The 26,361-nt window shown below is 34.7% G+C and carries 35 protein-coding genes; 25 read left to right on the forward strand and 10 right to left on the reverse strand.

The window, feature by feature from the left end; translation table 11 throughout:
• Positions 1-17: 17 nt before the first annotated feature.
• The 4 genes from queC to queF are packed head-to-tail and all read left to right on the forward strand — an operon-like array spanning position 18 to position 2,396.
• A complete protein-coding gene (gene queC, locus ACW0JX_RS06855) occupies positions 18-680 on the forward strand; it encodes a 7-cyano-7-deazaguanine synthase QueC (RefSeq protein ID WP_000711595.1) in 663 nt (220 codons plus the stop codon).
• Positions 680-1,171: a 6-carboxytetrahydropterin synthase QueD gene (gene queD, locus ACW0JX_RS06860; protein ID WP_000368414.1), complete on the forward strand. Its 492-nt coding sequence runs from the start codon at positions 680-682 to the stop codon at positions 1,169-1,171. Before queC ends, queD begins: the two co-directional genes overlap by 1 nt.
• The gene (gene queE / locus ACW0JX_RS06865) at positions 1,164-1,880 is read left to right on the forward strand and encodes a 7-carboxy-7-deazaguanine synthase QueE (protein ID WP_000036299.1); all 717 of its coding nucleotides are present in this window, start codon (positions 1,164-1,166) and stop codon (positions 1,878-1,880) included. Before queD ends, queE begins: the two co-directional genes overlap by 8 nt.
• A gap of 18 nt (positions 1,881-1,898) precedes the next feature.
• Positions 1,899-2,396, forward strand: a complete 498-nt coding sequence (gene queF / locus ACW0JX_RS06870; RefSeq protein ID WP_001986050.1) for a preQ(1) synthase — start codon at positions 1,899-1,901, stop codon at positions 2,394-2,396.
• A gap of 48 nt (positions 2,397-2,444) precedes the next feature.
• Here queF and ACW0JX_RS06875 read toward each other — a convergent pair whose 3' ends face one another.
• Positions 2,445-2,630, reverse strand: coding sequence for a YkvS family protein (locus ACW0JX_RS06875; RefSeq protein WP_001165082.1), 186 nt, complete (start codon positions 2,628-2,630; stop codon positions 2,445-2,447).
• A gap of 261 nt (positions 2,631-2,891) precedes the next feature.
• Between ACW0JX_RS06875 and ACW0JX_RS06880 the strand changes: the two genes are divergently transcribed.
• The gene (locus tag ACW0JX_RS06880) at positions 2,892-3,047 is read left to right on the forward strand and encodes a hypothetical protein (protein WP_000461432.1); all 156 of its coding nucleotides are present in this window, start codon (positions 2,892-2,894) and stop codon (positions 3,045-3,047) included.
• A gap of 88 nt (positions 3,048-3,135) precedes the next feature.
• Complete coding sequence (locus ACW0JX_RS06885; protein WP_144465516.1) at positions 3,136-3,738, forward strand: histidine phosphatase family protein; 603 nt, start codon at positions 3,136-3,138, stop codon at positions 3,736-3,738.
• Between the two features lie 35 nt (positions 3,739-3,773).
• Here ACW0JX_RS06885 and ACW0JX_RS06890 read toward each other — a convergent pair whose 3' ends face one another.
• The gene (locus tag ACW0JX_RS06890; RefSeq protein WP_000619547.1) at positions 3,774-4,352 is read right to left on the reverse strand and encodes a GNAT family N-acetyltransferase; all 579 of its coding nucleotides are present in this window, start codon (positions 4,350-4,352) and stop codon (positions 3,774-3,776) included.
• 334 nt (positions 4,353-4,686) lie between these two features.
• Here ACW0JX_RS06890 and ACW0JX_RS06895 point away from each other — a divergent pair, with 334 nt between their 5' ends.
• The 11 genes from ACW0JX_RS06895 (at position 4,687) to ACW0JX_RS06945 (ending at position 14,289) form a co-directional block, all read left to right on the forward strand.
• Complete coding sequence (locus tag ACW0JX_RS06895; RefSeq protein WP_000356686.1) at positions 4,687-4,881, forward strand: hypothetical protein; 195 nt, start codon at positions 4,687-4,689, stop codon at positions 4,879-4,881.
• A gap of 99 nt (positions 4,882-4,980) precedes the next feature.
• Positions 4,981-5,298 carry a hypothetical protein gene (locus ACW0JX_RS06900; RefSeq protein ID WP_000502199.1) on the forward strand — a complete coding sequence of 106 codons (318 nt, stop codon included), beginning with the start codon at positions 4,981-4,983 and terminating at the stop codon, positions 5,296-5,298.
• Positions 5,299-5,775: 477 nt separating this feature from the next.
• The gene (gene nrdI, locus ACW0JX_RS06905) at positions 5,776-6,135 is read left to right on the forward strand and encodes a class Ib ribonucleoside-diphosphate reductase assembly flavoprotein NrdI (RefSeq protein ID WP_000959447.1); all 360 of its coding nucleotides are present in this window, start codon (positions 5,776-5,778) and stop codon (positions 6,133-6,135) included.
• The gene (gene nrdE, locus ACW0JX_RS06910; RefSeq protein WP_001215839.1) at positions 6,122-8,206 is read left to right on the forward strand and encodes a class 1b ribonucleoside-diphosphate reductase subunit alpha; all 2,085 of its coding nucleotides are present in this window, start codon (positions 6,122-6,124) and stop codon (positions 8,204-8,206) included. Before nrdI ends, nrdE begins: the two co-directional genes overlap by 14 nt.
• Positions 8,207-8,287: 81 nt before the next feature.
• Complete coding sequence (nrdF, locus tag ACW0JX_RS06915) at positions 8,288-9,256, forward strand: class 1b ribonucleoside-diphosphate reductase subunit beta (RefSeq protein ID WP_001203025.1); 969 nt, start codon at positions 8,288-8,290, stop codon at positions 9,254-9,256.
• Positions 9,257-9,471: 215 nt separating this feature from the next.
• The gene (locus tag ACW0JX_RS06920) at positions 9,472-9,852 is read left to right on the forward strand and encodes a GntR family transcriptional regulator (protein WP_000687503.1); all 381 of its coding nucleotides are present in this window, start codon (positions 9,472-9,474) and stop codon (positions 9,850-9,852) included.
• Complete coding sequence (locus ACW0JX_RS06925; RefSeq protein WP_459245523.1) at positions 9,849-10,547, forward strand: ABC transporter ATP-binding protein; 699 nt, start codon at positions 9,849-9,851, stop codon at positions 10,545-10,547. The genes ACW0JX_RS06920 and ACW0JX_RS06925 overlap by 4 nt, the downstream gene beginning before the upstream one ends.
• Positions 10,544-11,335 (forward strand): ABC transporter permease, encoded by a 792-nt coding sequence (locus ACW0JX_RS06930; RefSeq protein ID WP_242806160.1) that lies wholly within the window; start codon positions 10,544-10,546, stop codon positions 11,333-11,335. Before ACW0JX_RS06925 ends, ACW0JX_RS06930 begins: the two co-directional genes overlap by 4 nt.
• Before the next feature lie 14 nt (positions 11,336-11,349).
• Complete coding sequence (locus ACW0JX_RS06935) at positions 11,350-12,252, forward strand: ABC transporter ATP-binding protein (protein ID WP_459245524.1); 903 nt, start codon at positions 11,350-11,352, stop codon at positions 12,250-12,252.
• Positions 12,252-13,028, forward strand: coding sequence for an ABC transporter permease (locus tag ACW0JX_RS06940; RefSeq protein WP_459245525.1), 777 nt, complete (start codon positions 12,252-12,254; stop codon positions 13,026-13,028). The genes ACW0JX_RS06935 and ACW0JX_RS06940 overlap by 1 nt, the downstream gene beginning before the upstream one ends.
• Before the next feature lie 247 nt (positions 13,029-13,275).
• Positions 13,276-14,289: a CPBP family intramembrane glutamic endopeptidase gene (locus tag ACW0JX_RS06945; RefSeq protein ID WP_095691179.1), complete on the forward strand. Its 1,014-nt coding sequence runs from the start codon at positions 13,276-13,278 to the stop codon at positions 14,287-14,289.
• 29 nt (positions 14,290-14,318) lie between these two features.
• On the opposite strand, the gene ACW0JX_RS06950 is transcribed toward ACW0JX_RS06945, so the two are convergent.
• Positions 14,319-14,501 carry a DUF3913 family protein gene (locus ACW0JX_RS06950; RefSeq protein WP_000707107.1) on the reverse strand — a complete coding sequence of 61 codons (183 nt, stop codon included), beginning with the start codon at positions 14,499-14,501 and terminating at the stop codon, positions 14,319-14,321.
• Between the two features lie 100 nt (positions 14,502-14,601).
• Complete coding sequence (locus tag ACW0JX_RS06955) at positions 14,602-15,054, reverse strand: Lrp/AsnC family transcriptional regulator (RefSeq protein ID WP_001175498.1); 453 nt, start codon at positions 15,052-15,054, stop codon at positions 14,602-14,604.
• A gap of 126 nt (positions 15,055-15,180) precedes the next feature.
• On the opposite strand from ACW0JX_RS06955, the gene ACW0JX_RS06960 reads away from it, so the two are divergent.
• From ACW0JX_RS06960 to ACW0JX_RS06970, 3 genes are all read left to right on the forward strand, one after another.
• Entirely contained in the window at positions 15,181-15,591 is a 411-nt protein-coding gene (locus tag ACW0JX_RS06960) for a carboxymuconolactone decarboxylase family protein (protein ID WP_016082359.1), read from the forward strand.
• A gap of 10 nt (positions 15,592-15,601) precedes the next feature.
• Complete coding sequence (locus ACW0JX_RS06965) at positions 15,602-16,156, forward strand: cysteine hydrolase family protein (protein ID WP_000184436.1); 555 nt, start codon at positions 15,602-15,604, stop codon at positions 16,154-16,156.
• Positions 16,157-16,242: 86 nt separating this feature from the next.
• On the forward strand, positions 16,243-16,641 hold the full coding sequence (locus ACW0JX_RS06970) for an SseB family protein (protein ID WP_000435265.1): 399 nt from the start codon (positions 16,243-16,245) through the stop codon (positions 16,639-16,641).
• A gap of 33 nt (positions 16,642-16,674) precedes the next feature.
• On the opposite strand, the gene ACW0JX_RS06975 is transcribed toward ACW0JX_RS06970, so the two are convergent.
• A complete protein-coding gene (locus tag ACW0JX_RS06975; RefSeq protein ID WP_095691178.1) occupies positions 16,675-17,595 on the reverse strand; it encodes a S66 peptidase family protein in 921 nt (306 codons plus the stop codon).
• A gap of 115 nt (positions 17,596-17,710) precedes the next feature.
• On the opposite strand from ACW0JX_RS06975, the gene ACW0JX_RS06980 reads away from it, so the two are divergent.
• The gene (locus tag ACW0JX_RS06980; protein WP_088022513.1) at positions 17,711-18,799 is read left to right on the forward strand and encodes an NAD(P)H-dependent flavin oxidoreductase; all 1,089 of its coding nucleotides are present in this window, start codon (positions 17,711-17,713) and stop codon (positions 18,797-18,799) included.
• 21 nt (positions 18,800-18,820) lie between these two features.
• On the opposite strand, the gene dltD is transcribed toward ACW0JX_RS06980, so the two are convergent.
• The 5 genes from dltD to ACW0JX_RS07005 form a co-directional block, all read right to left on the reverse strand.
• Positions 18,821-19,996: a D-alanyl-lipoteichoic acid biosynthesis protein DltD gene (gene dltD, locus ACW0JX_RS06985; RefSeq protein WP_001030287.1), complete on the reverse strand. Its 1,176-nt coding sequence runs from the start codon at positions 19,994-19,996 to the stop codon at positions 18,821-18,823.
• Complete coding sequence (gene dltC, locus ACW0JX_RS06990) at positions 19,993-20,232, reverse strand: D-alanine--poly(phosphoribitol) ligase subunit DltC (protein WP_000807310.1); 240 nt, start codon at positions 20,230-20,232, stop codon at positions 19,993-19,995. The genes dltD and dltC overlap by 4 nt, the downstream gene beginning before the upstream one ends.
• A 68-nt stretch (positions 20,233-20,300) precedes the next feature.
• On the reverse strand, positions 20,301-21,467 hold the full coding sequence (dltB, locus tag ACW0JX_RS06995; RefSeq protein WP_053564929.1) for a D-alanyl-lipoteichoic acid biosynthesis protein DltB: 1,167 nt from the start codon (positions 21,465-21,467) through the stop codon (positions 20,301-20,303).
• Complete coding sequence (gene dltA / locus ACW0JX_RS07000; protein WP_459245526.1) at positions 21,464-22,978, reverse strand: D-alanine--poly(phosphoribitol) ligase subunit DltA; 1,515 nt, start codon at positions 22,976-22,978, stop codon at positions 21,464-21,466. Before dltA ends, dltB begins: the two co-directional genes overlap by 4 nt.
• A gap of 12 nt (positions 22,979-22,990) precedes the next feature.
• On the reverse strand, positions 22,991-23,137 hold the full coding sequence (locus tag ACW0JX_RS07005) for a teichoic acid D-Ala incorporation-associated protein DltX (RefSeq protein WP_000440293.1): 147 nt from the start codon (positions 23,135-23,137) through the stop codon (positions 22,991-22,993).
• Positions 23,138-23,474: 337 nt separating this feature from the next.
• On the opposite strand from ACW0JX_RS07005, the gene ACW0JX_RS07010 reads away from it, so the two are divergent.
• From ACW0JX_RS07010 to ACW0JX_RS07025, 4 genes are all read left to right on the forward strand, one after another.
• Complete coding sequence (locus ACW0JX_RS07010; protein ID WP_089170678.1) at positions 23,475-24,644, forward strand: amidohydrolase; 1,170 nt, start codon at positions 23,475-23,477, stop codon at positions 24,642-24,644.
• A gap of 224 nt (positions 24,645-24,868) precedes the next feature.
• Positions 24,869-25,045, forward strand: coding sequence for a hypothetical protein (locus tag ACW0JX_RS07015; protein WP_000929009.1), 177 nt, complete (start codon positions 24,869-24,871; stop codon positions 25,043-25,045).
• Positions 25,038-25,484: a flavodoxin gene (locus tag ACW0JX_RS07020; RefSeq protein ID WP_088022517.1), complete on the forward strand. Its 447-nt coding sequence runs from the start codon at positions 25,038-25,040 to the stop codon at positions 25,482-25,484. Before ACW0JX_RS07015 ends, ACW0JX_RS07020 begins: the two co-directional genes overlap by 8 nt.
• 24 nt (positions 25,485-25,508) lie before the next feature.
• Complete coding sequence (locus ACW0JX_RS07025) at positions 25,509-26,282, forward strand: hypothetical protein (protein WP_000544579.1); 774 nt, start codon at positions 25,509-25,511, stop codon at positions 26,280-26,282.
• Positions 26,283-26,361: the final 79 nt, after the last annotated feature.

The following is a 26,361-nucleotide window of genomic DNA, read 5'->3' on the forward strand; positions in this document are numbered from 1 at the left end:
GAAGGAGAATGAGTGAAATGAAAAAAGAAAAAGCAGTTGTTGTTTTTAGTGGAGGACAAGATAGTACGACATGTTTATTTTGGGCAATAGAGCAGTTTGCAGAGGTAGAAGCTGTAACATTTAATTACAATCAACGTCATAAGCTAGAAATTGATTGTGCAGCGGAAATTGCAAAAGAGCTAGGAATAAAGCATACGGTACTAGATATGAGTCTATTAAATCAACTTGCTCCAAATGCGTTAACGAGAACGGATATGGAGATTACACATGAAGAAGGTGAATTGCCATCGACATTTGTAGATGGACGAAATTTACTCTTCCTATCATTTGCTGCTGTATTAGCAAAACAAGTTGGAGCACGTCATATTGTAACAGGTGTATGTGAAACTGATTTCAGTGGTTATCCAGACTGCCGTGACGTGTTTGTGAAATCGTTAAACGTTACTTTAAATTTATCTATGGATTACCCGTTTGTCATACACACGCCACTTATGTGGATTGATAAAGCTGAAACATGGAAATTATCAGATGAACTTGGAGCATTTGAGTTTGTTCGGGAAAAAACATTAACATGTTATAACGGAATCATTGGTGATGGTTGCGGTGAATGTCCAGCATGTCAACTTCGTAAAGCAGGATTAGATACGTACCTACAGGAACGCGAAGGAGCGAACAACTAATGGATAACTTTTTTGGATTTCGCATCGTAGAGAATTTGCAAAAAATGGACAAGGATATTCAGCGTAAACAACTCAAATACCATAATAAAAGAGTAATGGTCAGCAAGGAATTTACATTTGATGCAGCACACCATTTACACTGTTATGAAGGGAAATGTAAAAACTTACATGGTCACACATATAAAGTTGTATTTGGAATTAGTGGATATGTAAATGAAATAGGTCTTGCAATTGACTTTGGAGATATAAAAGAAATTTGGAAGAATGAAATCGAAATTTATTTGGATCATCGTTATTTAAACGAAACGTTACCTGCAATGAATACGACTGCTGAAAATATGGTCGTTTGGATTTATGAAAAGATGGCAGAAGCACTAACAAAAGAGAATCGAGTGAACGAATATAAAGGAGCCCGCGTTGAATTTGTTCGTCTATTTGAGACGCCGACTAGTTATGCGGAAGTAAGACGGGAGTGGATGCTTGATGAGTAAAATCCCTGTCTTAGAAATATTCGGTCCGACTATTCAAGGTGAAGGAATGGTTGTAGGGCAAAAGACAATGTTTATCCGTACAGCTGGTTGTGATTATAGCTGTGCTTGGTGTGATTCTGCTTTTACGTGGGATGGATCAGCTAAAGATCAAATTAGACAGATGACACCAGAAGATATTTGGGATGAGCTTGTTGCAATTGGAGGAGAAAATTTTTCTCATGTTACGATTTCAGGCGGAAATCCGGCATTACTGAAAAATATTGAGTTTCTTCTTTCAATATTAAAAGAAAATGGAATGCGAACGGCAATTGAAACGCAAGGGAGTAAATGGCAAGATTGGTTACTTCAAATTGATGAGGTAACAATTTCTCCAAAACCACCAAGTTCGACGATGAAAACAGATTTTCAGAAGTTAGATGCTATTATTCAGAAACTAGCAGGAAAAGATATTAGTTTAAAAGTAGTAGTATTCGATGATCATGATTTTGAATATGCAGTTAAGATGCACGAACGTTATCCAGGTGTACCATTTTTCCTGCAAGTAGGAAACGATGATACAAAAACAGTGGATGATGCGATGCTTATTAAAAAATTATTAGATAAGTATGAGTGGCTGATTGATAAAGCTGTAAATTGTAAAGAGATGAATGATGCAAAAGTATTGCCTCAGCTTCATGCGTTAGTATGGGGAAATAAACGCGGCGTATAACGAGAAGGGATGTTTAAAATGACTGGAAGATTAGATGAAGATTTAAAAGATGTAACATTATTAGGAAATCAAAATACAAAATATTTATTTGAATATAGCCCAGAAATATTAGAGGTATTTGATAATAATCATCCAAACCGTGATTATTTTGTAAAATTCAATTGTCCTGAATTTACAAGTTTATGTCCGAAAACAGGACAACCAGATTTTGCAACAATTTATATTAGCTATATTCCAGAGCAAAAAATGGTAGAGAGTAAATCTTTAAAGTTGTATTTATTTAGTTTCCGCAATCATGGTGATTTCCACGAAGATTGCATGAACGTTATTATGAACGATTTAATTAAATTAATGGATCCACGTTACATTGAGGTATGGGGGAAATTCACACCACGTGGTGGCATTTCAATTGATCCATACTGCAACTACGGTCGCCCAGGGACGAAGTATGAACAAATGGCTGACTACCGCATGATGAACCACGATCTATATCCGGAAACAATTGATAATCGTTAATAGAAAGAAAGGGCCTGTATACTATACAGGCCCTTTCTTTCTATTATATTATGCATTTTGATTAATGACAGTATAGTTTTTATGACTTACAACTGTAAGAGGTTCCATATCTAGTTCTCTAAAATTCTTCATAATTGTTATATCAACAATAACAGAGTTTTGATTTACTTTTTGAACACGGCCTTGCATTCCACCTTTAAATTCGATGATATCTCCAGTTTCTGCGATCTGCATAAGCAACTCTCCTTGTTACAGTTTTCCCAAAAAAAGAATAAATTTGGGTTTTTTTTATTTCCTCCTATTTTGAACCATATTTCCTACTTTGTAAATGTTTCCAAAGTAAAAATTCGAAAAATATTCACTTTTTGTAAGAAAATATGTAGAAAATCCATGTTATTTGAAAAAAATAGCAAAAATGCGGGAATCTTTATATCGAGGTATAATGAAAAAGTAGAATAACCTGCTGAAGTGGGAGAAATTAGAGGCGGTAAAATGATGTTTGAATTTGTGGGGAGTGTTATAGCTTTAATTTTATTTTTATTTTCTTATATGCATTTAAAAAAGATTCGTCAATATGATACGAGTACATATTTTGATGGGATGGATGGTATCCATGCTTCGATAACGCATGATAGTGGTGGGGAGATGTAAAGGTATATGACTTTCTTTTCTTGCGTGGTATGATGTTTAGAACTAGTGCATAATAGAGTTCGTAAGTGATGAATGGAGAGTGAAAAGAATGAAGATTTCTTTTATTCGTCATGGTTGTTTAGGTCGTATAAGAGAACCGGTGACAATTAATTCATTTCACGAATGGATGAAACAGTATGATTCCGAGTCAATGATACAAAAAGCTAAAATGCCGATAGAAACAATAGAGGCAATTGAAGCAGCGAAATTTGTCTTAACAAGTGATCAAAGGCGTGCTGTACAATCAGCAGCTGAATTAACGGATTCTTTATCTTTTATGCAAAACTCTCTTTTTAGAGAAGCTGAAGTTCCTTCATACTTTTTTGCTCCGAAGTGGTTGAAATGCACAATTAAGGTATGGATGTTCATTGGGCGCACATTATGGATACTTGGCTACCATAAAGATGTTGAGTCTTATAAGGAAGTAAGAGAGAGGGCAAGGCAAGCGGCTTACCTGTTACATCGTTATGCTCTCGTACATGGAAGTATTGCTCTTGTAGGTCATAATTATTTTAATTCGATGATTGGAACGGAGCTGAGGGCAATGGGATGGTCTGGTTCTCCTATTTTGCATAGAAAGCCATGGGGATGTACAACATATACGTTTCACGAGGCGATGGATGGAAATATATTAAATACGAATTTAACATAAAAGCACACGATTTATATAAATCGTGTGCTTTCTTTTTAAGATATAGAAATTTTGACGTTTAATGGTTTTACGAGATGAGCATAAGGTTCGCCTACTAGCATAACAATTTCATCTTTTTTATAACCTAACTTTTCGTATAGTGAATAGGCGCGTGTGTTTTCTAAATTAACAAGTAAAGCGATTTTTTCATGCCCTTTTTCAGTTGCATAGATTTCGGCAGCTTCAATTAATTTAGAACCAATACCTTTTCCACCGTGTGCACTTGAAACTGATAATGTATCAATGTAATACTCATCAAGCTCAGCTTCTTTTTCTAACGTAATCGATTCATCTTTATGTAATTCTCTTAAGTGATGTACAATTGGTGCGTCAAGCTGTGTTGCTTCACTACCGTGATAAGCGACAATAATTCCAACTGCACTCTCGTCTTGTTCATAAATAAAACAGTTTTCGTAGCTCAGACGGTTATTTTCTTTTGAGAACCATGTCTCAAGTCCTAGTAATACTTCTGCTTCAACTGTGCTACCTGTGATTTTTTCAGCAATTTCATGCAGAGCATTATACAATAAAGGAGCTATTGCCATTGCATCTGTCTTTTTTGCTTTCCGAATCATAGTATCCCTCCTAGTTCTATTTGTATATTGTAGCATAGTGGTATGGAACTTTGCATAATTGAATGCCGAAATGTTTGATATAGAGAAGTAGCTATGTTAGTATATGATATTTAGTGGACATATAGTAAAACGATATTGTTTGCGAAATAACGAAAATAAAATCATGGCATAACAACAAGATAAAGTGAAATGTTAATCAGTAAGATTTTTTGTTCATTCCACGACTGATTAGTAGTCAACACCAATCGGACTACCCGCAAATAGCGGGATAATTTTACAGTTGTTGACCTATAGAATATACGATAGAATAAAATATTGCAGAGAGGTGAAATACATGGATAAAGAATTAGCAAATACAATTTTAGATCAGCTGAAAAATGGTGAAATAACGGAGTATGTTGTTACGAAAGATGTATTTTATACGTTCAGAGAAGTTGTTGTAAATAGAGAAGACTTTAAGCATTTCATTGGTAACGCACAGCGAGGCGGGCAAGTGATTTATACATATTCAGAAACGCCACGTTCATAAAGGGGAATTTTGATCAGCAGGGCATCCCTCACTGATTAGTAACCTTCACCAACTGGACGTTTAATGCGGGATAAATAAAAGATAAAGGAGAGGGGAATTATGGGCGATTTTAAACAAGGCATTTTACCACATTGGGATTATATGTGGAAAGATAGAGCCGGCAATAGATTTATGGGAATGGTTATGTATCCAGAGAAACGAAAATGTTCAGCAAAAATGCTTCAGAAAATAAAAAGAGCATATGAAGAAGCGATAGAAATTAAAGTAACTGTACAAGTTCAACATACATATCAGTATGTAGAAGGAATGATTGTATACTTTGATGAAGAGGCTCCTGTATGTACAATGCTTGATAAAGATGAAAATCCACATCACATATTTGTAAAAGATATTTTGCGTATTGAGCACTCTGAATAAACTTTTCATAAATAAATTGAAGTTCCATAATAATAATCTTTTTCTATAATAGTTATCTTTTAGTATGTAACGAGAGACGAAAGTATATGTATAATATATTTAATAAGGTAAATTTGATAAATGTAATCGTTTTTTAGAGCAGATTATCGTTTTATATCTGTTCTTTTTTGCGTGATGCTGGAGAAATATATTTCTTCAGCATCTACCGTTTTATGACAAAATATATTGTTAACTTTTTTAAAAATAAGGTTAAATTCGTTGACAACTTTTTTGAAAAGCACTTTATTGACATGAGTTTTAGAATGTTGTTTCATAGTCATTGTATTGAAAAAAAACGGCTATCATGTCGAAAAGTAAAAGTTAAAAAAAGAAAGAATTTATACATATATCTTGTGTCTTATTTTGAAACGTAATACAATATATAGAGAAATCGAGAACAACATATAGAGAATATAGATTTGAGAGGGAGGGTCGGAAATGTTAGTTGCATATGATTCTATGACAGGAAACGTGAAGCGTTTCATTCACAAATTAAATATGCCGGCCGTTCAAATTGATGAAGATCTAGTAATAGATGAAGACTTTATTCTTATTACGTATACAACAGGTTTTGGCAATGTACCAGAACGTGTTTTAGACTTTTTAGAGCGCAATAATGAAAAATTAAAAGGCGTATCTGCAAGCGGCAATCGTAACTGGGGAGACATGTTCGGTGCAAGTGCTGACAAGATTTCTACTAAATATGAAGTGCCTATTGTATCAAAATTTGAGTTATCTGGAACAAATAACGATGTAGAATATTTTAAGGAAAGGGTGCGGGAGATTGCGACACATTGAACTGAATAATGAAATCACGCAAATGCAGGACGGTTTTTATCAGCTTCATAAAGATAAAGAGGCATTAGAAGTCTTTATGGAAGAAGCTAGAGAGAATACCGTTCCTTTTAATAGCGTGGCAGAGCGAATGGAGTATATGAAAGAACATGATTACTATTACAACGTTCTGGACGAGTATAGCTTGGAGGAAGTAGAGGAAGTATATAACATCGCTTATGGTGAAAACTTCGAGTTCCAATCTTATATGGCAGCATCTAAGTTCTACAAAGATTATGCGTTAAAAACGAATGATCAAAAACAATACTTAGAAAGCTATGAAGATCGTGTAGCAATTGTTTCATTATACTTAGGACGCGGTGATGTTTCGAAGGCAAGACAATTCGCAAGCATGATTGTAAAACAAAACTACCAACCAGCGACACCAACCTTTTTAAATGCGGGAAGAAGCAGAAGAGGAGAAATGGTGTCTTGTTTCTTGTTAGAGATGGACGATAGCTTAAATTCGATCGGCTTTAACATTAATACTGCGATGCAATTATCGAAAATCGGCGGGGGAGTAGCTTTAAACTTATCTAAGCTACGCGCACGTGGTGAGCAAATTAAAGGTATCGACAACGCTGCAAGTGGTGTAGTACCTGTTATGAAATTGCTTGAAGATTCGTTTTCATATGCGAATCAACTTGGCCAACGAAAAGGTGCCGGTGCAGTATATTTAAACATTTTCCATTGGGATATTATTGAATTCCTTGATACAAAAAAAATAAATGCCGATGAGAAGAGTCGTATTCAGTCTCTATCAATCGGAATTATCGTTCCAAGTAAGTTCTTTGAGCTTGCTGAGAAAAACGAACCTTTCCATGTTTTCGCGCCTTATACGGTTTATAAAGAATATGGCAAGCATTTAGATGATATTGACATTGATGAAATGTACGATGAATTAATGAGCAATCCGAAAGTGAAGAAGAAGCCACTAGATATTAGTGCACGTGATATGCTTATTAAAATCGCTATGATTCAGCTTGAGTCTGGTTACCCATACTTAATGTTTAAATCAAATGCAAATAATCAACATCCATTGAAGGATATTGGAACTGTGAAGATGTCGAACTTATGTACAGAAATCTTCCAGCTTCAAGAAACTTCAGAAATAAATGATTACGGTACAGATGACATTATCCGTCGTGATATTAACTGTAACTTAGGATCGTTAAATATCGTAAACGTAATGGAAAATAAAGAAATTCGTGAAGCAGTTCATGCGGGAATGGAAGCTTTAACAGCTGTTTCTGATATGACGATTATTCCGAATGCACCAACTGTGAAAAAAGCAAATGACGAGCTTCATTCAGTTGGACTTGGAGCAATGAACTTACACGGATATTTAGCAAAAAATAAAATCGCTTATGAAAGTGCAGAAGCGAAAGAATTCGCTCGTACATTCTTTATGATGTTAAATTACTATTCTATTGAGAAAAGTATGGAAATCGCTACAGAAAAAGGCGAGACATTTAAAGACTTCGATAAATCTGATTATGCGAATGGCACATACTTCGAAAAGTATGAAACGACAGATTACAGTCCTGTAACTGAAAAAGTTCAGCAACTATTTGAAGGAATTCATATTCCGACAAAAGAAGATTGGACAAGTTTAAAAGAGCAAGTGCAGAAGAATGGTTTATACAACTCATATCGTCTTGCCATTGCTCCAACACAATCAATCAGTTACGTTCAAAATGCAACTTCAAGCGTAATGCCGATCGTAAGTCAAATCGAATCAAGAACATATGCGAACGCGACAACATATTATCCAATGCCGTATTTATCAAAAGATACGTTCTGGTACTATAAATCTTCTTACGATATGAATCAGTTTAAATTAATTGATTTAATCGCAGAAATTCAAGAACATATTGACCAAGGAATTAGTACAATTCTTTACGTTAATAGTGATATTTCAACACGTGAATTAGCACGTTACTACATCTATGCACATAAAAAAGGCTTAAAGAGTCTGTATTATACGAGAACACGTAAACTAAGCGTGGAAGAGTGTGTGGCTTGTACCGTTTAATATAAAAAGTGAGACATGATGAGCAGGGTTTTCTGAACCCTGCTCATGCTTAGTTATCATATTTAGAGAAGGGGCGATTTAATGCGTGCGGTAAACTGGAACAAAAAAGAAGATGATTTTAGTTTAATGTTTTGGAAGCAAAACATCGCTCAGTTTTGGACAGAAGAAGAAATTGCGGTTTCGTCTGACAAAAATACTTGGGTGCAATTATCGAAAGAAGAGCAAATTGCTTATAAGCGTGTATTAGGTGGTTTAACACTTTTAGATACGAAACAAGGTGGCGAAGGAATGCCACTTGTACTTGTTCATCTTGAAAATTTACAAGCGAAAAGTGTATTAGCTTTCATGGGAGCTATGGAAGAAGTACATGCGAAGAGTTACAGTCATATCTTTACAACGTTAGCTACTGAAGAAGAAATTGATGATATTTTTGACTGGGTAGACAATCATCCGTTACTTGAGAAAAAGGCCGGTATTATTACTGGTTACTATCGTCGTTTGTTAAAGCCTGAAGTAACGAAAAAAGAGCTATATATGGCAATGGTAGCAAGTGTGTTCTTAGAAAGTTATTTATTCTATAGTGGATTCTTCTATCCGCTTTACTTAGCTGGTCAAGGAAAACTAACAGCAAGTGGTGAGATTATCAACTTGATAATTCGTGATGAGTCAATACACGGCGTATTCGTCGGTATTTTAGCACAACAAATCTTCGCAGAACTTTCTGCAGAAGAGCAACAAGAAGTGCAAAAAGAAACACAAGAGTTATTAATGGAACTATATGAAATTGAAATGGCCTATACAGAAGAAATTTACACTTCTATCGGTCTTGTAGAAGATGTAAATCGTTTCGTTCGTTACAATGCGAATAAAGGGCTTATGAACTTAGGACTTGAGCCGAAGTTTGAAGAAGAAGAAATTAACCCAATCGTTTTAAATGGTTTACGTACAGATACGAAAAACCATGATTTCTTCTCTGTAAAAGGAAATGGTTACGTAAAAGCAACGAACGTTGAAAAGTTAGCTGACGATGACTTCGTGTTTAACTTTTAATATAGGATTATAAAGAAAAGCTGTCTTATTCATTGATAAGACAGCTTTTCTTTATAATTTTGTTTACATAACACTATTATTTCTATATAGCGATTTATGTTTGGGAAGTTCTATTCGGTTAACGGATAGAACTTTTTGTAATTAAATGGGTATTTACAAACTTTTTGTATCAGTGTATTATTTAACTAGTACACCGATACGAAAGGAGGGAAGAAATGAAAATAGAGTTTTCTCCAAATATACCAATTTACATTCAGGTAATGGAATACATAAAAAAAGAGATCGTAACAGGACATTTATTGCCTGGTGATAAAATTCCCTCTGTCCGTGAATTAGCGAGTGAATTACAAGTGAATCCAAATACGATTCAGCGTACATTTCAAGAGCTAGAACGGGATGGAGTTGTTGTAACACGTAGAGGAATGGGACGGTATGTAACGAATGAAGGGGAGAAAATTATGGAGCTGCGAAAAGAGATGGCGAAAGAATTACTTCATTCTTTTATAGATGGAATGGACAATTTAGGTTTTTCAGAAGAAGAAATTCTTACAATTCTTCGTTCTTCATTACATGATAAGAGGGAGGAGAGCCAATGACAGAGCTATTAAAAATAGAAAACTTATGGAAGAGATACGGATTAAAAGCAGTGATCCGTGAATTAAACATAGAGATTACGGAAGGGAAAATCGTTGGGCTTGTTGGAGATAACGGGAGCGGGAAAACGACGTTATTGAAAATGATTGCAGGCTTGCAACACCCTTCTGAAGGTAGTATCACAATAGACGGTAAAAAGGTAGGATTACAGACGAAAGAAATCGTTTCATTCATGTCCGATAAGCCAGTCTTTGATGATTGGATGACTGTAAAAGACGCTTTATTTTTCTACCGGGATTTTTATAAAGATTTCGATATTCAAAAAGCGGTAGATACGATTACAGAATTTAAAATACCGTTAGAAGAAAAAATTACAGCATTGTCAAAAGGTATGATAGAGAAGCTGCAAATCATTTTAACATTTTCTCGAAAAGCGAAGCTATACGTACTGGATGAGCCATTGGGCGGGATAGATCTTGTTTCTAGAGAACATGTACTTGAGTTAATACTTAAATTTTATCGTGAAGATTGTACGCTACTTATATCGACTCATTTAATAAGAGAAATCGAAAATATATTTGATGAAGTAATCTTTTTGAAAGATGGAGAAATAATATTACATGAAAATGTGGAAGAACTACGATTTCAAAAGGGTAAAGCAGTACATGAGCTGTTTAAGGAGGCCTATGAGAAATGAGTCAGCTTTTTCTTTATCTGTATAATTGTAATAAGAGAAAGATAGCCATTATTTACTTTGGTTTTATTACAGTTTCATTAATTCTTTTATTTAATATGAAAGGAGTTTCAGGAGTTAGAATTTCAGGTAGGCAAGATATAATTATTATTATATTCTTTATCGTACTAGGTATAAATGGATTTGCAATTCTTTTAACAGGTATATCGTCTTTTCGGAAAATGTTAAAAAACTCTATGCTACGTTATACTTCTATTTCAGCAAAAAAGTACATATGTGCAAATATTTTATTCTGTGTACTACTCTTTATGATTTTGCTAGGAATAGGAATCATTTTTCTATACTATTTTTCTTTAAATATTTACAATGGAAAAACTAATTTAGGTATTCAGCAAGCAATACACAGTTTATATAATTATGGAATATTACATCATATGTTATCTATTTTCTTATGGGGACTAGATTTTCTTAATATGCTAGTTTCTATTTATTTTATTATAGTAATTGTAAAACTATTAAATGTGAAATCATCGATGAATAAAGTTGCTTGTTTAGTTTTATTCGTCATTTTTACCGTATTTAATGGAGGAATAACGTATATTTTTCAGCAAATAGAAAAGTATGTGTTTGCTATAAATAATATTGGATTTATAGATCAAAATGGTTTTTTAAATACATCATTTTATTCTGGTACAGAGGTTACAATTTTAAATCTATTTTTTAATTGTTTATTAACAATTATATTACTAGTAGTTACAGGTCACATAGTCGATAAAAAACTAGAAGTCTAAAGGAGGAATCAGCATTGGGAAACGTAGTAGTAAAGTTAGAGAATGTTCGAAAAAGGATTGGTGGAACGGAAATTATTCGTGGTTTATCATTTGAGGTTCGTGAAGGAGAAGTATACGGATTCCTTGGACCGAACGGTAGCGGTAAGACGACGACGATCCGTATGATGACAGGTCTTATTTCAATGACAGAGGGCGATATTACAATTTGTGGACATAGTATTCGCTCGGAGCGTGAAAAGGCACTAGAGCAAATTGGAGCGATTGTAGAAAATCCTGAACTATATGATTATATGACAGGAATGCAAAACTTAAAGCATTTTGCGAACATGGCCATTACTCCAATTAGTAAAGAGCGTATTGCTGAGATTGTAAAGCTTGTTGAATTAGAGCATGCGATTCATAAAAAGGTGAAAACATATTCACTTGGTATGAAACAACGTTTAGGAATTGCACAAGCATTACTTCATCAGCCGAAAATCTTAATTTTAGATGAGCCGACAAATGGATTAGATCCAGCTGGTATTCGCCAAATTCGTGATTATTTACAACGTTTAGCGAAAGAAGAGAATATTGCTGTAATCGTATCAAGTCACTTATTAAGTGAAATTGAATTAATGTGTGATCGCGTTGTTATTATTAAACAAGGTGAGTTTGTACAAGAGTACAACTTACATGAAAAAGTGAAACATGATGAGGCAGTCGTTGTAGCGTTTGAAGTAGATGAAGTTCAGAAAGCAAATGAAATCATTAAAGGTAAAGCAAAAGGGAATATAATTGTAGCATCTGTAACAAAAGACAACATTCCGCAACTTGTAAAAAAACTTGTTCATGCTGATGTGCTTGTATACGGAGTTACTGTTCAAAATAAAACGTTAGAGGATGAGTTCTTAGCGATTACTGGGGGAGTGAAAGCATAATGTTTAAATTAATTCAAAATGAATTTTTAAAGTTGCATGCGAAAAAAGGTATGTATATTTTAATTGGTGTCATTGCGGCACTCGAAATTTTAGGTACTTTAGCAATGTTGAAGTGGGGAAAAGGTGATGAGTTTAAGGGATCATATTTAGATTATGCAAACTCAGAGATTGGCTTAATTGTTTTATTTACAACGATTTTTGGGATTACACTTGCTGCCCGTACTCTTACTGATGAGTTCCAAAAGGGTACAATTAAACAATTGTTAATCCGTCCAAGAAAAAGACTTGCAGTTTTATTTTCTAAATATATTACAGTGTTATTAGCAATGTTATTTATCGTATTAGCTGGTATGCTAATTGCAATGATTATTGGCGGTATTGTAATGGATGGTAGTAAAACAGAATTAACGTTAGGAATCGTAATGAAGTCCACTTTATATCAACTACTTTCACCGTTCTTTTTTGCAACACTTGCATTTTTCCTAGCAAATGTCTTTAGAAAGTCTGTATTACCATTAATTATTACGATGTTCCTATTCTTCTTACAAGGTGCAATTAACATGGTATTAATAATGTTTGCAAAAGGTGTAGCGAAGTTTGTAGTATTCAACCATTTGGATTTAAGAGCTTACGATAGTAATAAATTAATCAATGGTGGAATAGAACCAACATTTACAGAATTTACGTTTACAACTTCATTATTACTTGTAGCTGCATACTTTGTTGTGTTACTTGTAGCATCAAGTGCATTATTCCAAAAACGTGACGTATTATAATAAAAGAAATCCCCGCTTGTAAAAACGGGGATTTTTATTACATAAATTTCACTTGGATTGCAACTTGAAGAACAGCGATATGGTATTTTAAGAGCTATGCTGTTTGAAATGATTTGAGAAAAATAGGAAGGATTTCAACTATATTCATATTATAATTTAGTTATCCTGCTATTTATAGGGAAAGGATTGCCTATAAAGTACTGATTAAAGTTTTATTTTATTTTTACTATCTTTGGGGGTGTTCTATATGCACTATGCATTTTCACGTATAAGGCTACGTAGCTTTTTTGGATGGATGATTATAGGGGTGTTCCTTATAATGATACCATTAGGTCTAGCAAATGTTTCTGAGAATACGATGGAGGTTATTTCACAAATAACTGTATTTTTTGTATTTCCGTTACTTTGGCTATACGTAAAAACAAATAAAAATAATGTTGTATTTAACAGTTTTTTTGATAAGCCAGGACGTTTATCTTGGGGCTTAATTGTATTAGCAACGATAATGGGGATGATTTTTTCAGTTGGCATATCTCAGATTCAATTTTACATATTAGCACATACGTTACCGAATTTCTTAGTTACTATGCTAGAAGACGGAAATGTTATTAATACGAGTAACGTATATATGACGATATTTACTTTCATTTCAGCATGTGTGTTAGCACCTATTATGGAAGAGGTTATTTTTAGGGGATTTTTCTTACAGCGAATGGCTCATAAATGGGGAATTAAAAAAGCTGTAATTATATCTTCAATTATTTTTGGCCTAGGACATTTTGATGTTATTGGTGCGTTCATGTTTGGTGTCGTTATGTGTCTTTTATACATAAAGACAAAAAATATATGGACGAATATAGCTGTGCACGCTCTAAATAATTTGATTGCAACAAGTATGCAATTTTTCGGTGGAGAAGAAAGTGGTACAATCTCAATTACTGAATTACAAGCGCAAAGTAATTTATGGATTGGTATCGGTCTTACAGTTGTTGGATTACTATGGTTAATTCCGTATGTTTGGAAACAATGGCGTACAGTAAAAGAAGTTGGCGTGCCACCAGTACGTTTTATAAATGAGCAAAAAGTAGTGAATTCATCACAAGAAAATGAAGTGTATAGTCAAGTGATCGTAACCGATAGATTGATGGCCATAGAGTTACCAGATGAGGCTGTAAATAAGCTTCGGTTAGAAGAAAATGATTATGTAACAGTATCTGTAGAAGACGATAAAATCGTTATAAAGAAAGCACATAATAGATAATTAAAAAGTAGCTCCTTAAGAGCTACTTTTTAATTTGTAATAATTTCCACACGAAAATTATTACCGTTCTTTACATATTTAATATCTGTAACAGTGCGGACCGTCTTCAAAATCTCCACTTTTTCACCAATTCGCGGGATGGTTGGAACATTGTCCCAAATACCAAGCAAGTCATCTAATTGTGCCGTTTTTTCATAAAACCAGATTTTCAATGTAAAGCCCCTTTCTCGAACTTTATGTATTTTAATACATAATATATTATTTTTATTCTTAATGTAAGGGGTTTTTTTATAATTTATGAATAAAAATAAATTAATCTTCTGGGAAGATATGTTCAATATCAGGAGTAAGAGATACTTCTGATAATACGATATGAGAAACTGTCGTTGCATATGAAGAAACATCATTGATAAATTCTTCAAGTTCAACGAGTGAAGGAACAGAAATTTTTACAATGTAGCATAAGCTTCCTGTTACTCGGTAACAAAAACTTGCAGATGGATAAGACTGAATAAACTGTTGCATACGTGTTGTATCACCATTTTTTAAAGTGATTTCTAAAATACAATCTAAAACTAGTCCTGCTTTTTTATAGTCGATATCGATTGTATATTTTTGAATAACGCCTTCACTTTCAAGTTTACGAACACGTTCTGCAGTAGACGGAGCAGATAAGTTTACTCGTTTCGCCAATTCACGCATAGAAAGGCGACTATCATTATATAATTCATTTAAAATTTTTCGATCAACACGGTCTAGTTGCATTTGTAAATACACCTCCAGTAAAATAATGATTTTTGTAAAGGAAAAATATAAATTAAGATTCATATGAAATGTAAAGTGAACGTTATTTATTTTACAATAAAACAGAAGGAAATAGGAGGGAAAATGATGGAGAGAATTTCATTATCAAATGTAGGAGATACAAAGTTTCAAAAGTTATTAGGGCATAATTCGGATATATTACACTCGTGGAGTAAGTTAGAAGATACACTGTACAATAAAGGAACTCTTTCAGCAGAGTTGAAGGAGCAAGTGAGAAGAACATTAGCGTATGGGAATGAATGTCCGTACTGTATGGCAAAGGGAAGACCTGATGATGTGCAAAAGGCAGAGGAGATTGGTGTAGCCGTTACTTTTGCGCATACATTTGTTCATGACCGAAAAGCAATAGATGATACTATGTTTCACGCTTTAAAACAATATTGGACAGAAAAAGAAATTGTAGAGCTTTGCGCCTATGTTTGCTTTATTACTGCGTCACAACAACTTGGTTTTCTATTTCAATTACAGCCAAATTAAGGGGGAAATGATGACAAATCAAATAGCACTTATCATAATCGATGTACAAAAGGCATTTCAATTACCAGATTGGGGCGAGAGAAATAATATTTTTGCTGAAGAAAACATGAGAATTTTGTTAGAAGAATGGAGAAAAAGGAAACGACCAGTTTTTCATATTCAACATGTAAATAAAGAAAATGCTCAGTCAATGTTTTATGAGAGAGCGGAAACGGTAAACTTTAAAGAAGAAGTGCAACCACTACTTGGTGAAGTGGTTATTCAGAAATTCGTTAACAGCGCGTTCATTGGGACAAATTTAGAAGAGCAATTAAGAAAGAACAAATGTAATGCAGTAGTGGTTGTAGGATTAACGACAAATCATTGCGTGGAAACTACGACGCGAATGGCAGGGAATTTAGGATTTACAACATATTTAGTGAGTGATGCAACAGCTACTTTTAACCGTATAGGTTTAGATGGTAAAGAGTATAGTGCAGAAGATATTCACAATATGACACTTGTAAATTTACATGAAGAGTTTGCTACGATTGTGACAACAAAAGAAGTGTTAAAATTATTTTAAGAAAATAATTGCAAATTATGTAGAAAAAAATAAGAATATTTCGTATAATCTAAGTACAATCATTTTGAAAATAGGGGTGGCATCATATGGAGCAAATTTCAGTAAAGAAATTAGAAGAGGTACTTGTTGTAGCAGGGGATGATAAACAGAAGCAAAAGGAATTTTATGAATTGCTCTTATCTACTGAGTTTTATGTTGCTGGTTCACTAGAAGCAGAGGACGGGGCAACAGAAGGAATACTTCGTTTGCGTCATTTCCAAGGAGAAGGTAGATGGATCGTTCCGTTCTTTACACAAATGGAATTTGTAAAAGATGTGTTGCCAGAAGGAACGCCCCTTATTACGATACGTGGGAAAGAGTTATTTGGTAGCATTGAGAAAGATGCTACAGCTGTATTAAATGTTGGCACTGATATAAGTAAAACATTTATTCCAGAAGAAATTGCAGATATCGCATCTGGACGAATTTTTAATTATTATAAGTAAAAGGAAAAGCGTAATCGCTTTTCCTTTTACTTTTTAATTTGAATATGAAGTGGCTATACCAGAAGAAATAGAGACTGTTTTATTATTCGTGTTTATTGTCGCTGTAGCTCCAAGTGGAATACCGATGTTTGGACTTATATGTCCAATTGGTAAATCGAATAGGACAGGTATATGATATGGCGCGAAATATTCATATAATATTGTTTGCAATGATTGAGATGGCTTTGAAGGAGTGCAGTCGTGACAACTTGTGAAAATAACGCCCCTGCATTCATTAAACTTTCCAGATAAAAGTAGCTGATTTAACATACGGTCAATGCGGTAAGGTTCTTCACCAATGTCTTCAAGTAATAAAAGTGTATTGTCCGTATTTATCTCGTAGGGCGAGCCAATTATACTTGCTAACACAGCTAAATTTCCTCCAACTAACGTACTTGTAACTGTACTGTGAGAGCTAGGTACGATACATTCTGATGCAGATAAAATGGTTGAATACGGATGGAATAGCTGATTAAAAGAGGATAAAGATAGGGAATCAATACCTTTTCCTAGTTCTTCAATCATCGGACCATGAAATGTTATAAGCTTTGCATAACGTGAAACAGCAGTATGTAAAGCTGTAATATCGCTATATCCCCAAAAGATTTTTGGATTCTGCCTAATAACTTCATATTGAATGTGAGGAAGAAGACGAGCACTTCCATAACCACCTCGTGCACAAAAAATTGCCTTCACTTCATTATTTGTAAATGCTTCATGTATATCGTCAAGCCGAACTTGATCACTTCCGGCTAAAAATCCATATTTCTCGTGAACACTCTTCCCGATTATTACGGATAACCCCATCTCTTGTAATACATTCACACCTTTTAATACATTTTCGGTTGTAGGTGGACCAGATGGTGCAATAATCATTACTGTATCACCTTGTTTTAATGCATTTGGATAAATCATTAAGCTCAGCCTCCTTCTCTTTCAATATATTCGCTTCATTTGAGGTCCAACCCTTGCAAAAGCAGGGGAAAGCTTATCAAATAAAGAAGATATAAGGGAAATAGGAGGGAAAATGATGTTTACAAGTCGAGTAACAGACATATTAAAAATTGAGTATCCCGTTGTTCAAGCCGGTATGGCAGGCGCGATTACGACGCCAGAACTCGTTGCAGCAGTAAGTAATAGCGGAGGATTAGGGACGCTTGGAGCGGGCTATATGAGCCCAGAACAAATTCGTGAAGCGATTTATAGAATAAGAGAACTAACAGATAAGCCTTTCGGTGTTAATTTACTTGTAACGAAAGAGATACAAATAGAAGAAGAGAAGGTAAATGAGGCGAAAGTATTACTAAGCGGAGTGAATAGAGAATTAGGTATAGAAGTAGAAGGAACGTTAAAGCTTCCAAAAAGCTATAAGGAACAATTACAAGTGCTATTAGATGAAAAAGTACCGGTCGTTAGTTTTGCATTTCAAACGTTAGAAAAAGAAGAAATAAATGATTTAAAAAGAAGTGGAATAAAAGTTATCGGAACAGCTACCCATGTGAAGGAAGCGAAAGTACTTGCCGAGCTAGGAGTAGATATTATTATCGGACAAGGTAGCGAAGCAGGAGGGCATAGAGGAACGTTTATTGGGAAAGAACGAGATGCTATGATTGGTACTTTTGCGTTAGTACCTCAGTTAGTAGAAGCTGTTCCGCATATCCCAATTGTCGCAGCAGGTGGTGTAATGAACGGACAAGGGCTTGTTGCGGCATTGGCACTAGGAGCAGAAGGTGTTCAAATGGGATCGGCCTTTTTAACAAGTGAAGAGAGTATTACGCACGATGTGTATAAAGAAGCGGTTTTACATAGTACAGATACGAGCACAACGGTAACTCGCGCGTTTTCCGGGAAATATGCACGGGGTATCCGGAATGAATTTATAGAGAGACATGAAGGAAAAGAAGAAGGGCTTCCGATGTATCCAGTGCAAAACGTATTAACTTCTAAAATACGCCAAGAGGCAGCGAAGCAAAATAAGGAAGAATATATGTCACTTTGGGCAGGACAGGCAGCATCGTTGGCACGAATCGAATCAGCTCAGCATGTAGTGGAGCGAGTTATGAAAGAAGCGGAGAATGCAATCGAGCAATTACAAAATATATACAAAAAGACCACTTGAGTAATTCAAGCGGTCTTTTCATTAGTTTGCTTTATAAAATTGTTGGATGGCTTCGTCGATGTAAACCCAGCCTTTCCAACCTAAGTGCATATGATCTTTTAAGAAGTATTTATCGTATTCATGATTTGAGAAGTCGGCAATTGGATAACCAGCTTTTTCGATTTGCTCATGAACTTTCTTATAGTATGCTTCGCGGCGTTCTTTCGGGAAGCCAGCGTAGTCGTACCAAGGACCTTTGACAGGAACAGAAATGAAGAGCGGTTTTGCACCAGATTGTTTTAATAAATCAAGTACAATTTGTAAATCTTCATATTCTGGCGATTGGTCATAAGCATCATTTTTTAAGTAACCTTCACGTTGCTTTAATTTTTTCTTAATTTTGCTATTGAAATAATCATCTTCAATACCGTATTCATTAGATCCAGATTCTACTGCACCTGTTTGATCCGCATGTTTACGAGCCTCTTCCCAGTTCATTTGTTTTAATGAAGGATCAAGCTTTTCTTTGTGCGGTTTAATATTAAACATAGCTGTAAATAAATCTTTACGATCTAAAATGTTACGATAAATATAAGCGAAAGGTTTAGCAGCAAGTGCTTTTACTTTATACTTCGTATCATCATAAGCAATGCCTTCAAGCGAAATTTTTAATAAAGTTTCTTTTTTTACAATCTCAAAGTTTAATAAACGCTTTGCAATTTGTTTTTTCATTTCAGGTTTTAAATCATTGTTGAAAATGAAATGGTAACCTTGTTGCTTTGAAAAGTTAGGTGCAAAGTGCGTTTCATCAATACCTTGTGGTACAAACCATTGCGGAGAAAGAACGAATACCATTTTCTTATCTTTCAATTGATCCATTGTAGATGCGAAGTTTAACACATGTACTAGGTCTTGTGTTCCGCCGCGTCCAAGAAGGAATGGTGTGAACCCTTCAGGCTTTACTTTAAAATAATTAGATGGATGGAAAGCATCCATACGTGCGAATTCCGATGAACCGTACATCGGAAGATATTTTGGATTTGCTAACATCTTTTGCTGTAAAATCATACTTTGAATTTTTTCTTCTTTTAAAGAAGTAGCAGCTTGTTCTACTTTTTCATCACTTAAAAGTGGAAGTAGGAAGCGCGTTGGAATAAGTAAGAATACAGCAAAAAGGGCCAATGCTAAAAGCATCGGACCAAATTTTGCTTTGTTCATCGGATTTCTTCCAACTTTTTAATAACCATGTTTGGTGTAGCCCACTCGTCACGGTCAAAATCAGAAATAGAAACTTCAATATCTAAACGCTCTTGGAATTCAACTAATAAAGATACTACAGCGAAAGAATCAAGAATACCTTCTTCAAATAATTGAACATCTAAGTTTTCTTTCACAATATCGTTTTCACATACTTCTTCTAAAATATCTAATACTTGCTCTTTGAATTCTGCCATTTTTAAAATCTCCTTTATATCCGAAATATATTATATGTGCAACTTCTTAATGGAATAAGAAGGGTGCATTAAAAGTATCTGTTAAGGTGTCCAGAGAAAATTAGGAAACCGAAACATACAACGTGGAACGTAATTACAATCGCAAGGACGTGTGTAAATTTATTGTTTGGCCAAAACTTATGCTTTTTGTTTTTTCGTTCGAAAATATCAAATAAAATAAACAGTGCGGCATGATATAGACCATAAATAACATACTGCGCAACAGCGCTTCCTTGGATGTGCCAAATTCCCATAATGAAGAAGTTTAAAAATGCACCGATATACGAAATTGTGTAACGGTTTTTAATTAACTTTTTCTTCGTTGCAAAAAAGACGAAACGCATGTAAATAAAATCACGGAACCAGAATGATAAACTCATGTGCCAGCGGTTCCAGAAGTCTTTAATATTACGACTAAGGAATGGCTTATTAAAGTTTTCTGGCGTTTTAATTCCCATCATATAACTGATACCAATTACGAACGCACTATAACCTGCAAAGTCAAAGAATAATTGCATGCTAGTAGCGTACATAAAAATCACATTAGATAAAAGTGTATCTTGATTGGCGAATACAGCCTTTACAAGATATGTTGTTATCAAGTGCGCGATTATAAATTTATACAGGAAACCTTGGAAAATACGGTTAAACCCTGTATATAGTAACTTTTGATATTCCTCAGCACTAGGCGGCTTTTGAATATCTTTTTGGAATCTACGGTAACGATCGATAGGTCCACTTGAAATCGCAGGGAAGAATAAAACGAATTCCCAGAAATTAAAGAAGGAAAGTTCTTTAATTAAATTATCACGAACTTCAAAGACCATTTGTACAGCTCTAAATGTTACATAAGACATACCTGCGAAAACAATAAAATGCAATTCAGGTACAAATGGTGCGACTTTTGCCAAAATAAGTGGCAAAATCGATAAAATAACAGCTACACAAAACATGAATGTACTATTATTTTGTTTTCTTAAAATTAAATAGCCTTTAATAAGGGCATATTGCCAAATAATAAATGCGGCTAACATAATCGCTTGCTTCGGTTTATCCGAGAAGATAATAGCAATCATGACTAATGTTAAAACGGCATTATATTTACGCAACATTTTACCTTTTAATCCAGCTATGATAGTAGGTATTAATAAAATGCCCACTATAGCGAAAAAATAAAATGATCCATATGCGGTCATGCTGTAACCTCACTCAATAATTTTTTGCGATCTACCTTTCCATTTGGTGTCATTGGAATAGAAGATTGATACATGAATTTACGTGGAATCATGTAGTTTGGTAATCGCTCATTGAGTTCTTTTTTGATTGCAGATGTTAATTTGAATTCTTTTTCAAACGAATGCTCCCCAGGAACAACAACCGCTAATAAATAATCGTATTTCTCACCTTTTTTAATTGGAACGATAACTGCTCCTTCTACGTAAGAACACGCACGAAGGTGATGCTCAATTTCTTCTAATTCCATTCGATAACCATGCAGCTTAATTTGGAAATCAAGACGACCATTATAGAATAGAAGACCATTTTCAACATAGCCAGCATCGCCTGTTTTATAGGCACGCTCACCGTCAATCATAGTAAATGCTTTTTCTGTTAATTCAGGGCTTCCTAAATATCCAACGCTTACGCTTGGACCGACAATTACGATTTCACCTTTTTCACCATCAGGTGCAATCGTGCCATCTTCTTTCATAATAAGAAGGCGACAGTCTGATTTACAATAGCCAACTGGAAGTGATTTGTATTGATCAAGCACTTCTTCTGTCACGTGAATACCTGTTACAGCGACAGTAGCTTCTGTTGGACCATACGTATTCATAATTGTTGCTTTCGGGAAACGCTCAATTAATTTTCTAGCTACTTCATTTGGTAACACTTCACCGCAGAATAAGAATGTTTTCATGTTCGGTAGCATATTCTCAGAGAAAGATGCTTCCATTAAACACATTTCAGCGAAAGAAGGTGTGGAAGTCCATACTTGAATATCCGATTGCTCTAAAGAAGCAAACAAGTCTTTTGGACGCGCAATCATATCTTTATCGATTGCCCAAAGTGTACCACCTGTTACTAATGATGGGTAAATATCCATTACAGATAAATCGAATGAGAAAGGTGCTTGGTTTAAGAATACTTGCCCTGTTTGTAAGTTGAAATCTTCTACAGCCCATTTTGTAAAGCTAACAAGGCAGTTATAAGTAATCTGAACCCCTTTCGGATTACCTGTGCTTCCTGATGTGTAAATAATGTAGAAGTTCTCATAACCTTTTACCGCATGTTCAGGATTTGGAGTGTTCCCTTTATGAGTAAAGAAAATATCTTTTAAGTTGTCTTCACTTACGATGCGAACTGGTAAATCAGTTACAGTTACTGCTGTTGCCGATAAAAGTAATTTCGCACCAGAATTTTCAGCAATACGTTGTACACGATCAGCTGGGATAGATAAATCTACAGGAATGTAAGCATGTCCAGCTTTTACACATCCTAAAAAGTTAATAATCATTTCAGGTTGCATATGGCCATACACCATAATTGGTGAACGATCGTCTGGATACTCAGAAGAAATCCAATGTGCTAACGCATCAGAATCTTCCTTTAATTGTTTGTACGTAATTTTCGCATCTCGCCAAACAAAAGCGGTTTGATCAGGCGTTTCTGCAGCCCACTTTTCAATTTGTTCTAATAACTTCATAACGTTCCCACCCTAGAATTCATTGTAAATAAATGTACTTGTGTTTGTATCATGGAATCCATACAACCAAAGTAATGCAAATAAAATTGCAAGATAATAAACCGTCTTTGCAACCCATTGTGTGAGTGGTCGAGACCATATCTCTTTTAATCTTTCCATGTCTTTCCCTCTCTTAATGAAATAATAGCTCTTTGTAGGTATCATGTCCTACATTATTGTGAAAAAAACAAAATCCCACATTTTAGGTAAAAATAAGTCAAAAGGCTCTTTTCTGATATTAGCACTAAATACTAAAAAAGAAAATCCCTAACTTAGCAATTATATTACATTCAGCATGAATTTGTAATGGGTTTGACATGTAAATAGAAAGTGGATTGTGTGAATACATAAAAGTGGACTATAAGAATACGTAAAAATGCAGTATTTGTTTTTATTAATCATTTAAGACGGAGTAAAATTTAAAATTTCTAGTTCTTTTGAAAAGGAGGAAATTATCATGAATAGAGTGTGGAAGAGTCTAATTTCGGAAGAAAATATCGTGAAATGGAGAAGGCATTTTCATAAGTATCCGGAATTATCATTTCATGAAAAAGAAACTTCGCAATTTATATATGATACATTATGCTCATTTTCTTCTTTTGAAGTAACGAGACCGACGAAGTATAGTGTACTAGCAATCAAAAGGGGTGTGAAGCAAGGGAAAGTAATTGCGATTCGAGCTGATATAGATGCTTTGCCAATTCAAGAGGAGACAAGTAAATCTTATACATCTGTGAAAAAAGGAATGATGCATGCATGTGGGCACGATGCTCACGCAGCTATATTATTAAGCACTGCAGAGGTGCTTAATAATATGAAGGAAGAGTTTGTAGGAGAAATTCGTCTATTCTTTCAGCATGCAGAAGAAGTATACCCTGGTGGTGGACAAGAAATGGTTGAGGCTGGTGTTATGGACGGTGTTGATTATGTAATAGGTTTACATGTTATGTCTGGCTTGGAAAGTGGGAATGTAGGAATTGTATCTGGACCGATGATGGCAGCACCAGACGTATTTACAGTTGAGATCCAAGGCAAAGGAGGGCATGCGGCGCGGCCAGAAGAAACGATTGATCCTATCGCAATCGGAGCGCAGATTATTACAAATCTACAACATATCGTATCTAGAAATACAAGTGCTTTCATGCAAAGAGTCGTTTCAGTTACGCAGTTTCATGGGGGAGTGGCTGACAATATTATTCCTAGTACAGCAACTTTAATGGGAACTGTTCGTTCATTTAATCAAGCATTGAGGGTGGAAGCAGAAGGGAAAATCGAAAAAATTGTGAAAGGAATTACAGAAGCACATGGAGGATCGTATACATATACGTATCGATATGGATATGATCCGGTTATTAATGATGAATATATTACGAAAATAGTAGAAGAAAGTGCACTACATTTGTTTGGGAATGAGCGTGTTGTGAAGCTTGAACCTTCTATGGGTGGGGAAGATTTTTCAGCATATTTAAGAAAAGCACCTGGTTGTTTCATTAAATTAGGAACAGGTAATGAAAATATATATACTTGTTATCCACATCATCATCCGAAATTTGACGTGGATGAATCAGCATTAATTTGTGGAGTGGAGCTATTCTTAGAGACTACTATAAGATTACTAAAATCATAGAAAAACAAAAAAAGGCAACTGCGCTCTATCGCAGTTGCTTTTATTTCTTTCCGTCAGAGAGGGCTGAGAAAGAACTATGCTCATTTATAGTATATGAATAGCTAACGGACAAGCTTGTACATTTTAATCATTTTTTTTAAAATAGTTGTTGACATTGATAATCAATGTCAATTAATCTAAATATAGTTGAAATTGATAATTATTATCAATAGGATGGATGCGACATGTTAATGAGAAAAAAATTTCACCTTCTACGGAGGGGATTAAAAGATAAAAATAAAGATGTTGATCAGCATATGGAATGGCAACGAAATGTAATTCGGTCTGAATATGTAGATGAGAAGAAGAGCATTCAAACAGAAAAAGAGATACAAAGTAAAGGGAGAGGTTCAGTTGAGTAAGTTAGTAATGATTTTTGCAAGTATGAGTGGAAATACAGAGGAAATGGCTGATCATATTGCCGGCGTAATTCGTGAAACAGAAAATGAAATTGAAGTTATTGATATTATGGATTCACCAGAAGCTTCTATATTGGAACAGTATGATGGAATTATTTTAGGTGCATACACATGGGGAGATGGTGATCTTCCTGATGATTTCTTAGATTTTTATGATGCAATGGATTCTATTGATTTAACTGGGAAAAAAGCGGCAGTATTCGGATCATGTGATTCGGCTTATCCGAAATACGGAGTGGCGGTTGACATTTTAATAGAAAAGCTACAAGAGCGCGGGGCAACAGTTGTGTTAAAAGGACTAAAAGTAGAATTAACGCCAGAAGATGAAGATGTAGAAAAATGTTTACAGTTTGGAGCTGAATTTGTAAAACACCTTTCTTAATGGCAGAAGGGAGCTGAAGAGCAAGTGCATGAGAAAATCTCAATCAAAACGATGACAGATTATCATTTGTATGATTTTATGCGGTGTCCGCATAAATTTTATTTTCGTCATATAAAAAGAAGAGAACCTTCTTCATTTGAATGGCAACAAATAGCGCAAATGATTGTGAATCAAATTATTAACGAGTATTACACGCTACCTGCGGGTCAACAAACGAAAATTGTACTTTTAATATTAATAGAAAAGTATTGGAAAAAAGTAAGGATTAATATGTTTGCTTCGAAGACGGAGTACTATATTGTATTAGCGAAGCTAACGGATCACTTATTACAGTTTGTTGAAAGGGATGATAGTCAGACACCACCATTGTTTTTATACGAGAAGTTTCAAACATATATGGAAGAGTTAGGTGTCCACATGTCATTGACATTTGAAGTTGGTGAGTGGAATGCTGAGTCGTTTGTAATTAAAAAGTATGTTGTCGATGCGGATGAGGAAATGCTTGCTCTTTGTCAGAAGCTAATGACAGTATTCAGTTATAAAGCTTTCGGCGTTCTTCCAGGAAAAATTGAAGTTATTAATTTAATAGAAGGAACTAAGTATGAGTACATTCCGAAACAGGAAGATATTATAACTGGAATGGCTGATTTATCTAGAATGAAAGAAATGTTACAGCAACCTGAGCATTATACAGAGCGTCATTTTCGTTCTGAGTGTATAAGTTGTGCGTTTCGTAGTGAATGCCAAGGGGAAGAAGTAAAGAAAGAAGCGAAACAGAAGAAAAATATAGTACATTAAAGGATGCAATTTTGCATCCTTTTTTGTTATTGACATGAAAAGCTTTTCATCATTTACGGTATATTTGTAGCAGATTTTA

The sequence above is a fragment of the Bacillus sp. C-3-6 genome (genome assembly GCF_054509685.1).

Coding starts and splice junctions, on each gene's coding strand:
- queC (WP_000711595.1), top strand. CDS start 18: ATGAAAAAAGAAAAAGCAGTTGTTGTTTTTAGTGGAGGACAAGATAGT.
- queD (WP_000368414.1), top strand. CDS start 680: ATGGATAACTTTTTTGGATTTCGCATCGTAGAGAATTTGCAAAAAATG.
- queE (WP_000036299.1), top strand. CDS start 1,164: ATGAGTAAAATCCCTGTCTTAGAAATATTCGGTCCGACTATTCAAGGT.
- queF (WP_001986050.1), top strand. CDS start 1,899: ATGACTGGAAGATTAGATGAAGATTTAAAAGATGTAACATTATTAGGA.
- ACW0JX_RS06875 (WP_001165082.1), bottom strand. CDS start 2,630: ATGCAGATCGCAGAAACTGGAGATATCATCGAATTTAAAGGTGGAATG.
- ACW0JX_RS06880 (WP_000461432.1), top strand. CDS start 2,892: ATGTTTGAATTTGTGGGGAGTGTTATAGCTTTAATTTTATTTTTATTT.
- ACW0JX_RS06885 (WP_144465516.1), top strand. CDS start 3,136: ATGAAGATTTCTTTTATTCGTCATGGTTGTTTAGGTCGTATAAGAGAA.
- ACW0JX_RS06890 (WP_000619547.1), bottom strand. CDS start 4,352: ATGATTCGGAAAGCAAAAAAGACAGATGCAATGGCAATAGCTCCTTTA.
- ACW0JX_RS06895 (WP_000356686.1), top strand. CDS start 4,687: ATGGATAAAGAATTAGCAAATACAATTTTAGATCAGCTGAAAAATGGT.
- ACW0JX_RS06900 (WP_000502199.1), top strand. CDS start 4,981: ATGGGCGATTTTAAACAAGGCATTTTACCACATTGGGATTATATGTGG.
- nrdI (WP_000959447.1), top strand. CDS start 5,776: ATGTTAGTTGCATATGATTCTATGACAGGAAACGTGAAGCGTTTCATT.
- nrdF (WP_001203025.1), top strand. CDS start 8,288: ATGCGTGCGGTAAACTGGAACAAAAAAGAAGATGATTTTAGTTTAATG.
- ACW0JX_RS06920 (WP_000687503.1), top strand. CDS start 9,472: ATGAAAATAGAGTTTTCTCCAAATATACCAATTTACATTCAGGTAATG.
- ACW0JX_RS06925 (WP_459245523.1), top strand. CDS start 9,849: ATGACAGAGCTATTAAAAATAGAAAACTTATGGAAGAGATACGGATTA.
- ACW0JX_RS06930 (WP_242806160.1), top strand. CDS start 10,544: ATGAGTCAGCTTTTTCTTTATCTGTATAATTGTAATAAGAGAAAGATA.
- ACW0JX_RS06940 (WP_459245525.1), top strand. CDS start 12,252: ATGTTTAAATTAATTCAAAATGAATTTTTAAAGTTGCATGCGAAAAAA.
- ACW0JX_RS06945 (WP_095691179.1), top strand. CDS start 13,276: ATGCACTATGCATTTTCACGTATAAGGCTACGTAGCTTTTTTGGATGG.
- ACW0JX_RS06955 (WP_001175498.1), bottom strand. CDS start 15,054: ATGCAACTAGACCGTGTTGATCGAAAAATTTTAAATGAATTATATAAT.
- ACW0JX_RS06960 (WP_016082359.1), top strand. CDS start 15,181: ATGGAGAGAATTTCATTATCAAATGTAGGAGATACAAAGTTTCAAAAG.
- ACW0JX_RS06965 (WP_000184436.1), top strand. CDS start 15,602: ATGACAAATCAAATAGCACTTATCATAATCGATGTACAAAAGGCATTT.
- ACW0JX_RS06970 (WP_000435265.1), top strand. CDS start 16,243: ATGGAGCAAATTTCAGTAAAGAAATTAGAAGAGGTACTTGTTGTAGCA.
- ACW0JX_RS06975 (WP_095691178.1), bottom strand. CDS start 17,595: ATGATTTATCCAAATGCATTAAAACAAGGTGATACAGTAATGATTATT.
- ACW0JX_RS06980 (WP_088022513.1), top strand. CDS start 17,711: ATGTTTACAAGTCGAGTAACAGACATATTAAAAATTGAGTATCCCGTT.
- dltD (WP_001030287.1), bottom strand. CDS start 19,996: ATGAACAAAGCAAAATTTGGTCCGATGCTTTTAGCATTGGCCCTTTTT.
- dltC (WP_000807310.1), bottom strand. CDS start 20,232: ATGGCAGAATTCAAAGAGCAAGTATTAGATATTTTAGAAGAAGTATGT.
- dltB (WP_053564929.1), bottom strand. CDS start 21,467: ATGACCGCATATGGATCATTTTATTTTTTCGCTATAGTGGGCATTTTA.
- dltA (WP_459245526.1), bottom strand. CDS start 22,978: ATGAAGTTATTAGAACAAATTGAAAAGTGGGCTGCAGAAACGCCTGAT.
- ACW0JX_RS07005 (WP_000440293.1), bottom strand. CDS start 23,137: ATGGAAAGATTAAAAGAGATATGGTCTCGACCACTCACACAATGGGTT.
- ACW0JX_RS07010 (WP_089170678.1), top strand. CDS start 23,475: ATGAATAGAGTGTGGAAGAGTCTAATTTCGGAAGAAAATATCGTGAAA.
- ACW0JX_RS07015 (WP_000929009.1), top strand. CDS start 24,869: ATGTTAATGAGAAAAAAATTTCACCTTCTACGGAGGGGATTAAAAGAT.